Source organism: Streptomyces thermovulgaris, from assembly GCF_002155915.1.
Lineage (GTDB): Bacteria > Actinomycetota > Actinomycetes > Streptomycetales > Streptomycetaceae > Streptomyces > Streptomyces thermovulgaris.
This window is the reverse complement of the sequence record NZ_MUME01000096.1, coordinates 24,037-37,662: the sequence shown is the minus strand read 5'-3', so window position 1 is coordinate 37,662 and position 13,626 is coordinate 24,037. Positions and strand designations below refer to the sequence as shown.

Below are 13,626 nucleotides of genomic sequence, written 5' to 3'. Positions count from 1 at the left end.
TGCCCAGCCCGGACCCGATCGGCGACCCCAGCGGCATGATCGCCGCACAGCCGACGTCCTCCAGCCTCCGGGCGAGCACCGGGTCGTCGTTCGTGTACGGCAGCACCGTGAACCCGTCGTCGACCAGCGTCTCCGCCGCGTCCAGCAGTTCGATCGGGTCCGGGCTGGGCATCCGGAACCCGCACAACTTCCAGCTGATCGTGGAGCAGGCGCGCGTGCCGGTGATCCTGGACGCGGGGGCGGGGACGGCCTCGGACGTGGCGCTGGCCATGGAGCTGGGGTGCGCGGGGGTGATGCTCGCCTCGGCGGTCACCCGGGCGCAGGAGCCGGTCACCATGGCCCGGGCCATGAAGCACGCGGTCGAGGCGGGGCGGCTGGCGCGGCTGGCCGGGCGGATCCCCAAGCGGCACTTCGCCGAGGCGTCCTCCCCCATGGAGGGGCTGGCGCGGCTGGATCCGGAGCGGCCCGCCTTCGGGGCGGCCTGAGCCGTGCCGCGGGGGCGGGTCCGCCCGCTCCCGCGGCACGGGGCACAAGTGCCCCCGGACCGTCACAGGTCGGTCGCAGTCCGGAGGGACCGCCCGGGGCTGCTCGTAGACTCACCTGCGTGGACACGACCCTTCAGGACCCTCTCGTCGGGCAGGTGCTCGACGGCCGTTACCGCGTCGACGCGCGGATCGCCGCCGGCGGAATGGCCACGGTCTACCGGGCCATGGACACCCGGCTGGACCGGGTCCTCGCGCTCAAGGTGATGCATCCGTCGCTCGCGGCCGACGGCTCGTTCGTCGCACGGTTCATCCGGGAGGCCAAGTCGGTCGCCCGGCTCTCCCACCCGAACGTGGTGCAGGTCTTCGACCAGGGCACCGACGGGTCGTACGTGTACCTCGCGATGGAGTACGTCCCCGGCTGCACCCTGCGCGACGTGCTGCGCGAACGCGGGGCGCTGCAGCCGCGGGCCGCGCTGGACATCCTGGAGCCGATGCTCGCCGCGCTGGGCGCCGCGCACCGCGCCGGGTTCGTGCACCGGGACATGAAGCCGGAGAACGTCCTGATAGGGGACGACGGCCGGGTCAAGGTCGCCGACTTCGGGCTGGTGCGCTCCGTGGACACGGCGACGAACACCACCGGGGCCGTCCTCGGCACCGTCTCCTACCTCGCGCCGGAGCAGATCGAGCACGGCACGGCCGACCCCCGGGTCGACGTGTACGCGTGCGGTGTCGTGCTGTACGAGATGCTGACCGGCGAGAAGCCGCACCAGGGGGAGTCCCCCGCCCAGGTCCTCTACCGGCACCTCCACGAGGACGTGCCGGCTCCGTCGGCCGCCGTTCCGGGGCTGCCGCAGGAGCTGGACGAGCTGGTCGCCCGGGCCACCGCGCGCGTCCCGGACGACCGGCCGCAGGACGCGGTCGCGCTGCTCGCCCGCGTCCGCGAGGCACGCGCCCGGCTCAGCGAGGAGCAGCTGGACGCCCTGCCGCCGCAGGCCCGCTCCACGGAGCACGACAACGCGGAGGACCGCACGAGCGTGATCCCGCGTGCGCTCACGGTGCCGCGCCGCCCGTCCGCCGGCGGGGGCCCCGGGGCGGAACCGGCCGGGGACGGCCTGGACCGTACCGCCCGTCTCGAGACGCCTCCGCCGCCGTCCGGTCCGCGGCTGCCGTTCCGGCTCCGGCGGAGACCGCTCACGGTCGTCGCCGCCGCCCTGCTGGTCCTCCTCCTCGGCGGAGGGGTGTGGTACATCAACTCGGGCCAGTTCACCAAGGTCCCGCCGCTGCTGGCGAAGACCGAGGCGGAGGCCAGGAAGCGGCTGGAGGAGGCCGGCCTCGAGGTCAAGGAGGTCAGGCACGCCCACAGCGACACGGTCGAGCGCGGCACGGTGATCAGTACGGACCCCGAGGCGGGTACCCGGATCCGTGTCCGCGGCTCGGTGACGCTCACCGTCTCCGACGGACCGCGGATCGTGAAGGTGCCCGATCTCCAGGGCCGTCCGCTGGACGAGGCACGGTCCCTGCTGAAGAAGGCGGGGCTGGAGCCGGGCATGGTGACCCGGGAGTTCAGCGAGAGCGTGGCCAGGGGCTCGGTGATCGCCACCAGGCCCGCGGCGGGCACCGAGCGGCGCGCCGGCTCGGCGATCGCGCTCGTCGTCAGCAAGGGCCGCGCGGTGGACGTGCCGGACGTCACCGGCAAGGACCTGGACCAGGCGAAGTCCGCCCTGGAGGGCGCCGGTCTGAAGGTGCGGATCGCCTCCGAGCAGGTGAACTCCGAGTTCGACAAGGGCCGGGTCGCCCGGCAGGCCCCGGCGGGCGGCAGCCGGATCGCCGAGGGCGGCACGGTCACGCTGACGCTGTCCAAGGGCCCGGAGATGGTCAGGGTGCCGGACGTGGTCGGCAAGAAGGTGGACGAGGCCAGGAGCGAGCTGGAGGCCGCCGGCTTCGCGGTCGAGGAGGACCGCGGTCTGCTCGGGCTGTTCGGCGACACCGTCCGGCGGCAGTCCGTGAAGGGCGGCGACCTGGCCCCGAAGGGATCGACGGTCACGATCACCATCCGGTGAGCCCCAAGGAGGGCCCGGGCGACGGACGCAGGGCGCCCGGCGGCCACGTCCCGCCGGGCACATGACACCCTGAACAGGTGAGCAGTGAGCAGTCCCGCGCCCTTCCCGGCCCCCTCCGCAACCCCGTCGGCGGCCATGTGCCCGTCGCCGGCGGGCTGTACTCGGTGGGCCTGTCCTATGCCCGTGAGCTGAGGGCCGAGGCCGTGCAGGTCTTCGTCGCCAACCCGCGCGGCTGGGCCACGCCCTCCGGCGATCCGCGGCAGGACGAGGCGTTCCGCACGGCCTGCGCCGAGGAGTCGATCCCGGCGTACGTCCACGCGCCCTATCTGATCAACTTCGGTTCGCACACCGAGGCGACCGTGGAGCGGTCCGTCCAGTCGCTGCGGCACTCGCTGCGGCGCGGGCGGGAGATCGGCGCCCTGGGTGTCGTGGTGCACACCGGGAGCGCGACCGGCGGCCGGGACCGGGCGGCGGCGCTGAAGCAGGTGCGGGAGCATCTGCTGCCGCTGCTCGACGAGCTCACCCACGACGACGACCCGTGTCTGCTGCTGGAGCCGACCGCGGGACAGGGTGCCTCCCTCTGTTCCCGCATCCGGGACCTCGGGCCGTACTTCGAGGCGCTGGACGCCCATCCGAGGCTCGGTGTGTGCCTGGACACCTGCCATGTCTTCGCCGCCGGGCACGACCTGACCGGCCCGGACGGCATGCACCGGACGCTGGACCGGCTGGTGGAGACGGTCGGCGAGGGACGGCTGAAGCTGATCCACGCCAACGACTCCAAGGACGCGGCCGGTGCGCGCAAGGACCGGCACGCGAACATCGGCGCCGGTCACATCGGCGCGGACCCCTTCCGTGCCCTGATGACCCACCCCGCCACCGAGGGCGTCCCCCTGATCATCGAGACCCCGGGCGGCAAGGAGGGCCACGCGGCGGACGTGGCCCTGCTGAAGAAGCTCAGGGACGGCTGAGCCGCGCCGCCGTCACAGCTCCGGTCCGTCCCCCGGTTCCTCCTGGTAGGAGTACCGCTGCTCCTTCCAGACGTCGCCGATGTTGTGGTAGCCGCGCTCCTCCCAGAAGCCGCGGCGGTCGGCGGTCATGTACTCCACGCCGCGGACCCACTTGGGGCCCTTCCAGCCGTAGAGGTGGGGGACGATCAGACGGAGCGGGAAGCCGTGCTCGGCGGTGAGCAGTTCGCCGTCCTTGTGGGTGGCGAAGAGGGTGCGCTCGGAGGCGAAGTCGGACAGGCGCAGATTGGCGCTGTAGCCGTACTCCGCCCACGCCATCACATGGGTGACCTCCGGGGCGGGCGGGACGAGCTCCAGGATGGTGCGGGCCAGGATGCCGCCCCACTCGGCGCCGAGCACGCTGTACCTCGTGACGCAGTGCAGGTCGGCCACCACGGTGGTGTAGGGCAGGGTCGTGAACTCCTCGTGGGTCCAGCTGTGCTTCTCCCCGTCGGCGGTGGCGCCGAAGACCCGGAAGTCCCAGCGTTCGGGCCGGAACCTGGGCACCGGCCCGTAGTGGGTGACCGGCCAGCCCCGCTGCGACCGCTGTCCCGGCGGAAGCCCCGGCTGCACCGCCCCCTGCGACACCCCTCCAGACACGTTCCCGGACGTGCGTTCCACCGGCTGACCCATGACTCCATCCTGGCAGACGCAGGAGGGTGCACATGACCAGCCCCGGGGTAATCGGGGCAATTCATACTGAGTGTGAACTTACTGGACAGCCGTGAGGGCCGGTGGAATCATGCCGCGCAACCGCCAGCCCCGCCCCCCGTGCGGAAGGAGCCTTGACGATGCAAGGCGACCCCGAGATCATCGAGTTCCTCAACGAGCAGCTCACCGCTGAACTGACCGCCATCAACCAGTACTTCCTGCACGCGAAGATGCAGGAGAACAACGGCTGGTACAAACTCGCGCGGTACACGCGCCGCGAGTCGTTCGACGAGATGAAGCACGCCGAGGTCCTCACGGACCGGATCCTGTTCCTCGAGGGTCTGCCCAACTACCAGCGGCTGTTCCACGTCCGCGTGGGGCAGACCGTGACGGAGATGTTCGAGGCGGACCGGCAGATCGAGCTCGAGGCCGTCGACCGGCTGCGGCGCGGGATCGAGATGATGCGGGCGAAGGGCGACATCACGTCGGCGAACATCTTCGAGGACATCCTCGCCGACGAGGAGCACCACATCGACTACCTGGAGACCCAGCTGGAGCTGGTGGACAAGCTCGGCGAGGCCCTCTACCTCGCCCAGGTGGTCGAACAGCCGGAGGAGTGACCGGCACGGCAGGAAGCGGGGACCGGCCGGAGGACTAGGCGGCCTCGCCGAGGTCCGGGCACGGGGCCGGGGCCATGGCCGGGCCCGCCGGAAGAGGACGCCCCCGGCCGGCCGTCTCCCGGTGCGGGGCCGCGCCTCTGCCGAGGAGGGCCTGGATACGGCGGACGCACGAGCCGCAGTCCGTGCCCGCCTTGCACACCGAGGCGATCTGGCGGGGGGTGCGGGCGCCGTTCTCCGCGTGCTGCTCGACCTGCTGCTCGGTGACGGCGAAGCAACTGCAGACGTACACGCGGTTCACCCCTGCGCCGGGAACGGTTCGACGACACCCTTCCGCATTCTCGGTAAGGCAAACCTAACCTTACTCGCCCCCGCGAGAGGCGCAAAAGCCGGGTGGGGCGCGGATCGTGTGTGATCCGCGCCCCACCCGGTGCGCCTCCCGCGAGGCGGCCGTCTCACTGGTTCCGGTACATCTCCGCGACGAGGAACGCCAGGTCGAGGGACTGGCTGCGGTTCAGCCGCGGGTCGCAGGCCGTCTCGTAGCGCTGGTGCAGGTCGTCGACGAAGATCTCGTCGCCGCCGCCCACGCACTCGGTGACGTCGTCACCGGTCAGCTCCACATGGATGCCGCCCGGGTGCGTGCCCAGCGCCTTGTGCACCTCGAAGAAGCCCTTGACCTCGTCGAGCACGTCGTCGAAGCGGCGGGTCTTGTGGCCGGAGGCCGCCTCGAAGGTGTTGCCGTGCATCGGGTCGGTCACCCAGGCCACGGTCGCGCCCGACGCCGTGACCTTCTCCACCAGCTCGGGAAGCCGGTCGCGGATCTTGTCGGCGCCCATGCGGACGATGAACGTCAGCCGGCCCGGCTCCCGGTCGGGGTCGAGCCGCTCGATGTACTGCAGCGCCTCCTCGGCCGTCGTGGTCGGGCCGAGCTTGACACCGATCGGGTTGCGGATCTTCGAGGCGAACTCGATGTGCGCGTGGTCCAGCTGCCGGGTGCGCTCGCCGATCCACAGCATGTGCGCCGAGACGTCGTACAGCTGCCCGGTGCGCGAGTCGACACGGGTCAGCGCCGCCTCGTAGTCGAGCAGCAGCGCCTCGTGCGAGGAGTAGAACTCGACGGTCTTGAACTCCTCCGGGTCCGCGCCGCAGGCCCGCATGAAGTTGAGCGCGTTGTCGATCTCACGGGCGAGCTGCTCGTAGCGCTGGCCGGAGGGGGAGGACTTCACGAAGTCCTGGTTCCAGGCGTGCACCTGGCGCAGGTCGGCGTAGCCGCCGGTGGTGAAGGCGCGCACCAGGTTCAGCGTGGCGGCCGAGGCGTGGTACATCCGCTTCAGCCGCTCCGGGTCCGGCACCCGGGCGGCCTCGGTGAACTCGAAGCCGTTGACCGCGTCGCCCCGGTAGCTCGGCAGCGTCACCCCGTCACGGGTCTCGGTCGGCTTGGAGCGCGGCTTGGAGTACTGGCCGGCGATCCGGCCGACCTTCACCACCGGCACCGAGGCGGCGTACGTGAGCACGGCGCCCATCTGGAGCAGGGTCTTGAGCTTGTTGCGGATCTGGTCGGCGGACACCGCGTCGAACGTCTCGGCGCAGTCGCCTCCCTGCAGGAGGAACGCCTCGCCCCTGGCAACGGCTCCCATCCGGGCGCGCAGCTGGTCGCACTCGCCTGCGAAGACGAGCGGCGGATACGTCTCGAGGTCCGCGATCACTGCGCGCAGAGCCTCGGGGTCGGGGTACTCGGGCTGCTGCGCCGCGGGCAGATTTCGCCAGGTGTTGCCAGCACTCGGGCTGGTCTTAGCGTTCACGGTCACGTCTTCCACCCTACGGGGTCGCCCGACCGGCCTGCTCAACTGCTCATCAAATGAGACAGATGGTGTGAGGCGGATGGGACGAGACGGGTGACGCGAAGCAGCGGCCCGAAAGGGCGGTGCGCGAGGGACGGAAAGAGGAAAAGGGGGGCGGTGCGAGGGGTGCGCCCAGCGGTCATGCGCCGGTTCCGACGTCCAGTTGGTCCCGGTCGATGTTGATGGTCACCCCTTTGTAGGTCTCGGTCCTGTCGCCCGCGTACTGGTGGATGCGCTGCTGCTTCGCCCACATCGTGGCGGGCAGGCTGGGGTGGTCGGTGGTGGCCTCGCCGTTCCAGTGCGCAAAGAAGATCACATCGGGGAGAGTGGTCTTCGCGGCGTTGTCGACCAGGTCGAGGACCAGGGAGGAGACGCTGCCGTACGCGCCGGAGCGGTAGCCCAGTTCGTGCAGCCGCTCGGTCCAGGCCTCCAGATAGCCGAGGACGCGGGTGGTGAGGGTGCCGCCGCGCGTGTACTGCTCCACGTTGTTGTAGAGCACCGATCCCTTGCCCAGGCCGAGCGCGGCGGCCCGGGCGACCGCGTCCTCGGCGGCGGCCCTCCCCTGCGGCACCGGGTCGGTGATGGCCGCGCAGTCGTTCTGGCAGCTGCCCGCGCCGGAGGTGGGCTGCGGACCGACGTAGAGCGGGAAGAAACGCCACCCGTTCGTGTACTGCGTCCGCACCCACTCGGGGGTCAGCCTGGCCTGGGCGCAGGCGCGGTTGATGCCGCCGATGTAGATGCCCACGGCCCGGTAGGGCGAGCCGGCCCTCCAGGCGTCCATGGCCGTCTGGCTCGGGGCGGCGCAGGTGTCGAAGCCCTTGCCCCGGTAAGCGGTCGCGTCGGCGGGCACGGCGAGGGCGGAGGGGATGTCGCCCGGCTGTTCGGCGCGGGCGGAGGAGACCGGCAGCCCGGCGCTCTCCAGCACCCGCTGGACCGTCGCGCGGTCCTGGTGGTACGGGGCCGTGATCTCGACCCCCTCGTCGGTGGCCGTGGCCCGGAAGACCCGGGAGACGCGGTCCTCGGTGACGGAGGCCTTCGTGGCCGCCGCGGGCCGCACCCACAGGGCCTCGGTGCGTCCGGCGGCGCGCGCGGGGCAGTCCTGCTGCTCCCCGGGCTCGCCGAGGTAGACGGCGTGGCGGTCGAAACGGACGCAGGCCGTCGGGTTCTTCTCGAGGTCGACGACCTGCCAGTCGGCCGGAACGGTGAACGTGTGACCGCGGTACGTCACCGTCTTGGTGTCCCCGTCGGATGCCGTACGGGCGGCGGCCGGCGAGCCGGCCACGAGCAGTGCGCAGACGGCGAGCGCGGTGAGCGCCCGCCGGACCGGGCGTGATGTTCGTGGGGGGCGCGATGCGGACATGGCGTACTCCTGGGTCGGGCACGGCACGTGCGGCGGAGCGCGGGCGGGTTCTCGCCCGGCCGGCGCCTGTCCTCGTCCTCCCTTCCACCCCCCGCCCGCGCCGGAAACCGCCGTGTGGTGCGTCCGGGCGACCTCGTGTGCGGTAGGGTGCGGGCATGTCCGTACGCGCATCCCTGCACCGGAACTGGTGGTGGACCGCTCCTTAGGCGGCCCGCCGACTGCGCGTACCCACACTCTGCGAAGGCCGCCCGAGGGGCGGTCTTCGGCGTTTCGGGCGCCCGGGCCGTTCCTCACCGGCATCGGCGGCACACCGGCGAAGGCCGGCGGCCATCGACGGAGAACCGACACGACGGCACACGAGGAACCGCCCCATGGACCTGGCACGCCTGCTGCACGACCCACGCCCCTTCGCCCTGCTCCGCCGGCGCACCCCCGGGCACGACCACGACCTGGTCGAGGTGCTGCTCGGCCCGGTGACCGCCCACGACCGTCTGGCCGAGCTGCCCGACGAGGGCCTTGCGCTGATCCCCTTCCGGCAGATCCGGGAGCGCGGCTTCGACGTGCGCGACGACGGCACTCCGCTGCTGGTGCTGACCCCCGAGGAGAGACACGCCCTTCCGCTGGCCGAGGCGCTGGAGCGGCTTCCCGCGCACCGGGTGCGCGTCGAGGACGAGGGCTTCGACGTGGACGACGAGGAGTACGCGGAGATCGTCCGGCGCGTGCTGCGCGAGGAGATCGGCGCGGGCGAGGGCGCGAACTTCGTGATCCGGCGGACGTACCGGGGCCGCATCCCGGGGTTCGGGCGGGCCGACGCCCTGGCCCTGTTCCGGCGGCTGCTGACGCAGGAGCGGGGCGCGTACTGGACCTTCGTCGTGCACACCGGGGACCGGGTGGGCCCCGGCGGGCAGGGCCCGGGGACGGGCGGGCGGACGCTGGTGGGCGCCAGTCCCGAGGTGCATGTGCGGATGTCCGGCGGAACCGTGGTGATGAACCCGATCAGCGGCACCTACCGGTATCCCCCCGAGGGGCCGACGCCCGGGCATCTGCTGGACTTCCTCGCCGACGGCAAGGAGATCGAGGAGCTGTCGATGGTCGTCGACGAGGAGCTCAAGATGATGTGCACCGTCGGCGACAGGGGCGGGGTCGTCGTGGGGCCGCGGCTGAGGGAGATGGCCCACCTCGCGCACACCGAGTACGAGCTGCGCGGGCGGTCGTCCCTGGATGTGCGGGACGTGCTCAGGGAGACCATGTTCGCCGCCACCGTCACCGGCTCGCCCGTGCAGAACGCCTGCCGGGTCGTCGAGCGGTACGAGACCACGGGGCGCGGCTACTACGCCGGTGCCCTCGCCCTGCTCGGCCGCGACCCCGGCGGCGGCCCGACCCTCGACTCCCCCATCCTGATCCGCACCGCCGACATCGACGCCTCCGGGCGGCTGCGGCTGTCCGTCGGCGCCACCCTGGTCCGCGGCTCGGACCCGGAGAGCGAGGTCGCGGAGACCCATGCGAAGGCGGCGGGGATGCTGACGGCACTGGGCGTACGGCCCGGCCGGCCGCGCACGGAGCCGCGGCGGCCCCGGCTCGCCGACGACCCGCGGGTGCGGGCGGCGCTGGACGGGCGCCGGGCCCTGCTGGCGCCGTTCTGGCTGCGGATGCAGAAGCGGCCGGACCGCCCGGAGGGGCACGCGCTGGTCGTGGACGGCGAGGACACCTTCACCGCGATGCTCGCCCATGTGCTGCGGTCCTCGGGGCTCGCGGTGACCGTCCGCCGCTACGACGAGGACGGGCTGCGGGAGGCCGTCCTGGCGCACGAGGGCCCGGTGGTCCTCGGCCCCGGCCCCGGCGACCCCTCCGACCCGACCGACCCGAAGATGCGTCTGCTGCGTGCCCTGACCGCCGAGGTGATCAGGGAGCGCCGGCACAGTGTGCTGGGCGTCTGTCTGGGGCATGAGCTGATCGCGGCCGAGCTGGGGCTGGAGATCGTGCGCAAGAAGGTGCCGTACCAGGGAGCGCAGACGACGATCGACCTGTTCGGCCGCACCGAGACCGTCGGCTTCTACAACAGCTTCGTGGCGCTCTGCGACGACGAGGCCCATGCCGAACTCGCCGCGCACGGCGTGGAGGTGAGCCGGAGCGCCAGCGGTGAGGTGCACGCGCTGCGCGGCCCCGGGTTCGCCGGTCTGCAGTTCCACCCGGAGTCCGTGCTGACGCTGAACGGCCAGGAGATTCTCTCCGGGCTGCTGGCCGCGCCCCTGCTGCGCCGGCCGTGACCGGTGCCGGCCGGCGCCGTGGCGCGGACCGCCGGCCGGGTGCGGCCCGCACCCGGGGCCGGCCCGGTGTCAGCCGAAGAAGACCCCGGCCTCCTCGTACAGCTTGGGGTCCACCGTCTTCAGCTTCGCCGTGGCCTCGGAGATCGGGACACGGACGATGTCGGTGCCGCGCAGGGCGACCATCTTGCCGAAGTCGCCGTCGTGGACGCAGTCGATGGCGTGCAGCCCGAAGCGGGTGGCCAGCCAGCGGTCGAAGGCGGTGGGCGTGCCGCCGCGCTGGATGTGCCCGAGGACGGTGGTCCGGGCCTCCTTGCCGGTGCGCTTCTCGATCTCCTTGGCCAGCCACTCGCCGATGCCGGAGAGACGGACGTGTCCGAAGGAGTCCCGCGAGGAGTCCTTCAGCACCATGTCGCCGTCCTTGGGCATGGCCCCCTCGGCGACGACGACGATCGGGGCGTAGGACGCCTTGAAGCGGGAGGTGATCCAGGCGCACACCTGGTCGAGGTCGAAACGCTGCTCGGGAATGAGGATGACGTTGGCACCGCCGGCGAGACCGGCGTGCAGGGCGATCCAGCCGGCGTGCCGGCCCATCACCTCGCAGACCAGGACCCGCATATGGGACTCGGCGGTGGTGTGCAGCCGGTCGATCGCCTCGGTGGCGATGCTCACGGCGGTGTCGAAGCCGAAGGTGTAGTCGGTGGCCGACAGGTCGTTGTCGATGGTCTTGGGCACGCCGACGCAGGGCACGCCGTACTCGTCGCTGAGCCGTGCGGCCACGCCGAGGGTGTCCTCGCCGCCGATCGCGATGAGCGCCTCGACCTCCTGCTTGGCGAGGTTGTCCTTGATCCGCCGGACGCCGTCCTCCTGGACGAAGGGGTTGGTCCGCGAGGAGCCGAGGATGGTGCCGCCGCGCGGCAGGATGCCGCGCACCGCGGGGATGTCGAGACGGACGGTGTCGTTCTCCAGCGGCCCCCGCCAGCCGTCCCGGAAGCCGACGAAGTCGTAGCCGTACTCCTGCACGCCCTTGCGGACGACGCCCCGGATGACGGCGTTGAGTCCGGGGCAGTCGCCGCCTCCGGTCAGTACTCCGACCCGCATGGAAATGTCCCTTCACCGCAGGTTTCGTGGTGAGGCTCACGCTAATGGTGACGCACGTCACTCCGATATGTGCGGGAAGGTCAATTCCGGCGATTTGCCCGGCAGTTGATCATCCGTCGACACGGGAGAAATCACCCGGAAGGACGACTGTGCCGGAGAATGCGGGGTTTACTCCGGGGATCCGTGGCCGGCCCGGGCGTCGGCACGTGCGCCGGCCTACGCGTCGTCAAGTCCCTGTTCGATGGCGTACCGCACCAGCTCCACCCGGTTGTGCAGCTGCAGCTTGCCCAGGGTGTTCTGCACATGGTTCTGCACCGTGCGGTGGGAGATCACCAGGCGCTCGGCGATCTGCTTGTAGCTCAGCCCCTTGGCGACCAGGCGCAGCACCTCGGTCTCGCGGTTGGTGAGCCGGGGTGCCTTCGGTGTGCCGGTGTCCGCCGCGGGCGCGGGCTCGGCGGCCAGCCTCCGGTACTCGCCGAGGACCAGGCCGGCCAGGCCCGGGGTGAACACCGGGTCGCCGGAGGCCGTGCGGCGCACCGCCTCCAGCAGCTCCTGGGTGGAGGCCGATTTCACCAGATAGCCCGTGGCGCCCGACTTCACCGCCTCCAGCACGTCGGCGTGCTCGCCGCTCGCGGACAGCACCAGCACGCGCAACGACGGGTCGGCGGCGACGAGTTCCTTGCAGACCTGGACACCGGGCTTCCTGGGCAGGTTCAGGTCGAGGACGAGGACGTCGGGCGCCGCCGCCCGGGCGCGGCGCACCGCCTGCTCGCCGTCGCCCGCGGTGGCGACGACCTCGAAGCCGGCCTCGGTCAGGTCGCGGGCGACGGCGTCGCGCCACATCGGGTGGTCGTCGACCACCATCACCTTGATCGGGCCCTGCTCTGCGCTCATCGGCTCTCCGCCTTCCCCCGGGTGCTCGTCTTCTCCGGTGCGTTCGTCATCGCGCTCTTCGGTACGGTGAGTTCGACCTCCGTGCCCTGGCCCGGCACCGAGATCAGCTCGGCGGTGCCGCCGATGTCGCGCATCCGGCCCTTGATCGACAGGGACACGCCGAGCCGGCCCTCGCGCTCGGCCTGGTCGAGCCGTCCCTGCGGGATGCCCGGACCGTCGTCCCGCACGGTCACGGTCACCGCCTCCGGTTCGTCCTCGAGCAGGATCCAGGCCCGCGCGTCCTCGCCCACGTGCTTGCGGACGTTGTCCAGTGCGGCCCCGACGGCCCCGGCCACCTCACGGGCGACGGCGTACGGCAGCAGCACCGGGGCTCCCGGTTCGGCGAGGCTGACCCGGGGACCGGCGCAGGGGGCGAGCAGCGAGCGCAGGTCGACGGGTCCGTCGTGCTCCTCGCCGTCCTCGCCGCGGCGGTCGCCCGCGCGGTCGCCGGCGTCCCGGACGGCCGTCTCCCCGCCCGTGTCCCCGGACCTCCGGGGGGCGGGGACCGGGCCGCCGGAGACCAGGGTGCGCAGCGCCGCCTCCTGCTCCCCCGCCAGCCGGCCCAGCTCCGCCGCCTCGCCGCCGATCACCGCGCCGCGCCGCTGCACCATGGCGAGCACCTGCAGCACGCCGTCGTGGATGTCCCGGGCCAGACGCTCCCGTTCACGGGTGGCCGCCTCGATCTCCAGGGCGCGGGCGAGGGTGCGCTCGGAGGCCCGGGCGACCTCGACGACATAACCGATCGCGATGGAGGCGACCCAGACCAGGATCACGGCGTGCACGGTGTCACGGGCCGGGGAGCCGCGCTCGACCAGGTTGGCGACGGCGACCGCGGTGGAGGCGAGGGCGGCCCAGCGCCAGCCGCCCTTGATGGCGAAGGCGAGGACGGAGCCGGCGGTCCAGATCGTCGGCAGGGTCGGGCCGCCGTCCGCGATCCGCTCGGGGGCGTCGGCGACGGGCGTGAGGAGGATGCCGGTCAGGGCGAGGGTGAGGTCGGCGGCCAGGAAGCGCCTGGTGCAGCTCGCGGCGTTCGCGACCTTGGGGAGGGTGGCCAGGGTCCACACGAACAGGACGCCGAAGAAGGCGACGGCGACCCAGGGCCGGGGGAACTGGTCGTGGGCGGTGGCGAACAGGCCGATCGCGTAGAGCATGGTCAGCACGCGGTATCCGGCGAGCGCGCGCCACAGCGGCTGCTCCACCGACATCCTCATGGCCTGCTCGCGCTCCGGCATGTCCCCCCCTGGTGGTTCGCCCCGATCCGCCTGCTTCTCCTTCTCGGCCCGTTCCTTCCCGGCCCGTTCCTTCCGGCA

At 72.3% G+C, this 13,626-nt stretch carries 11 protein-coding genes and 2 pseudogenes; 5 read left to right on the top strand and 8 right to left on the bottom strand.

Annotated features, from left to right (window positions below):
* Positions 1-172: pseudogene (locus tag CCN35_RS10490) on the bottom strand (thiazole synthase); the annotation flags it as partial.
* On the opposite strand from CCN35_RS10490, the pseudogene CCN35_RS10485 reads away from it, so the two are divergent.
* From CCN35_RS10485 to CCN35_RS10475, 3 genes and pseudogenes are all read left to right on the top strand, one after another.
* A pseudogene (locus CCN35_RS10485) lies at positions 147-485 on the top strand (thiazole synthase); the annotation flags it as partial. The pseudogenes CCN35_RS10490 and CCN35_RS10485 sit on opposite strands and share 26 nt — an antisense overlap.
* 119 nt (positions 486-604) lie before the next feature.
* The gene (gene pknB / locus CCN35_RS10480; protein WP_067392735.1) at positions 605-2,545 is read left to right on the top strand and encodes a Stk1 family PASTA domain-containing Ser/Thr kinase; all 1,941 of its coding nucleotides are present in this window, start codon (positions 605-607) and stop codon (positions 2,543-2,545) included.
* Positions 2,546-2,622: 77 nt separating this feature from the next.
* On the top strand, positions 2,623-3,513 hold the full coding sequence (locus CCN35_RS10475; protein WP_067392732.1) for a deoxyribonuclease IV: 891 nt from the start codon (positions 2,623-2,625) through the stop codon (positions 3,511-3,513).
* Positions 3,514-3,525: 12 nt separating this feature from the next.
* Here CCN35_RS10475 and CCN35_RS10470 read toward each other — a convergent pair whose 3' ends face one another.
* A complete protein-coding gene (locus tag CCN35_RS10470; protein WP_086792373.1) occupies positions 3,526-4,182 on the bottom strand; it encodes a sulfite oxidase-like oxidoreductase in 657 nt (218 codons plus the stop codon).
* Between the two features lie 158 nt (positions 4,183-4,340).
* On the opposite strand from CCN35_RS10470, the gene bfr reads away from it, so the two are divergent.
* A complete protein-coding gene (bfr, locus tag CCN35_RS10465) occupies positions 4,341-4,820 on the top strand; it encodes a bacterioferritin (RefSeq protein WP_086792371.1) in 480 nt (159 codons plus the stop codon).
* Positions 4,821-4,854: 34 nt separating this feature from the next.
* Here bfr and CCN35_RS10460 read toward each other — a convergent pair whose 3' ends face one another.
* From CCN35_RS10460 to CCN35_RS10450, 3 genes are all read right to left on the bottom strand, one after another.
* Entirely contained in the window at positions 4,855-5,118 is a 264-nt protein-coding gene (locus tag CCN35_RS10460) for a (2Fe-2S)-binding protein (protein ID WP_067392723.1), read from the bottom strand.
* A 154-nt stretch (positions 5,119-5,272) separates the two neighbouring features.
* Positions 5,273-6,625, bottom strand: a complete 1,353-nt coding sequence (locus CCN35_RS10455) for a class II 3-deoxy-7-phosphoheptulonate synthase (protein ID WP_067392720.1) — start codon at positions 6,623-6,625, stop codon at positions 5,273-5,275.
* Positions 6,626-6,797: 172 nt separating this feature from the next.
* Positions 6,798-8,018, bottom strand: a complete 1,221-nt coding sequence (locus tag CCN35_RS10450; RefSeq protein WP_067392717.1) for a glycoside hydrolase domain-containing protein — start codon at positions 8,016-8,018, stop codon at positions 6,798-6,800.
* A 371-nt stretch (positions 8,019-8,389) separates the two neighbouring features.
* Here CCN35_RS10450 and CCN35_RS10445 point away from each other — a divergent pair, with 371 nt between their 5' ends.
* Positions 8,390-10,285, top strand: a complete 1,896-nt coding sequence (locus tag CCN35_RS10445) for an anthranilate synthase family protein (protein ID WP_067392714.1) — start codon at positions 8,390-8,392, stop codon at positions 10,283-10,285.
* 69 nt (positions 10,286-10,354) lie between these two features.
* On the opposite strand, the gene CCN35_RS10440 is transcribed toward CCN35_RS10445, so the two are convergent.
* From CCN35_RS10440 to macS, 3 genes are all read right to left on the bottom strand, one after another.
* Entirely contained in the window at positions 10,355-11,383 is a 1,029-nt protein-coding gene (locus CCN35_RS10440; protein ID WP_067392711.1) for a 6-phosphofructokinase, read from the bottom strand.
* Between the two features lie 216 nt (positions 11,384-11,599).
* Positions 11,600-12,277, bottom strand: coding sequence for a response regulator (locus tag CCN35_RS10435; protein ID WP_067392708.1), 678 nt, complete (start codon positions 12,275-12,277; stop codon positions 11,600-11,602).
* Complete coding sequence (gene macS / locus CCN35_RS10430) at positions 12,274-13,548, bottom strand: MacS family sensor histidine kinase (protein WP_067392702.1); 1,275 nt, start codon at positions 13,546-13,548, stop codon at positions 12,274-12,276. Before macS ends, CCN35_RS10435 begins: the two co-directional genes overlap by 4 nt.
* Between the last annotated feature and the right edge of the window lie 78 nt (positions 13,549-13,626).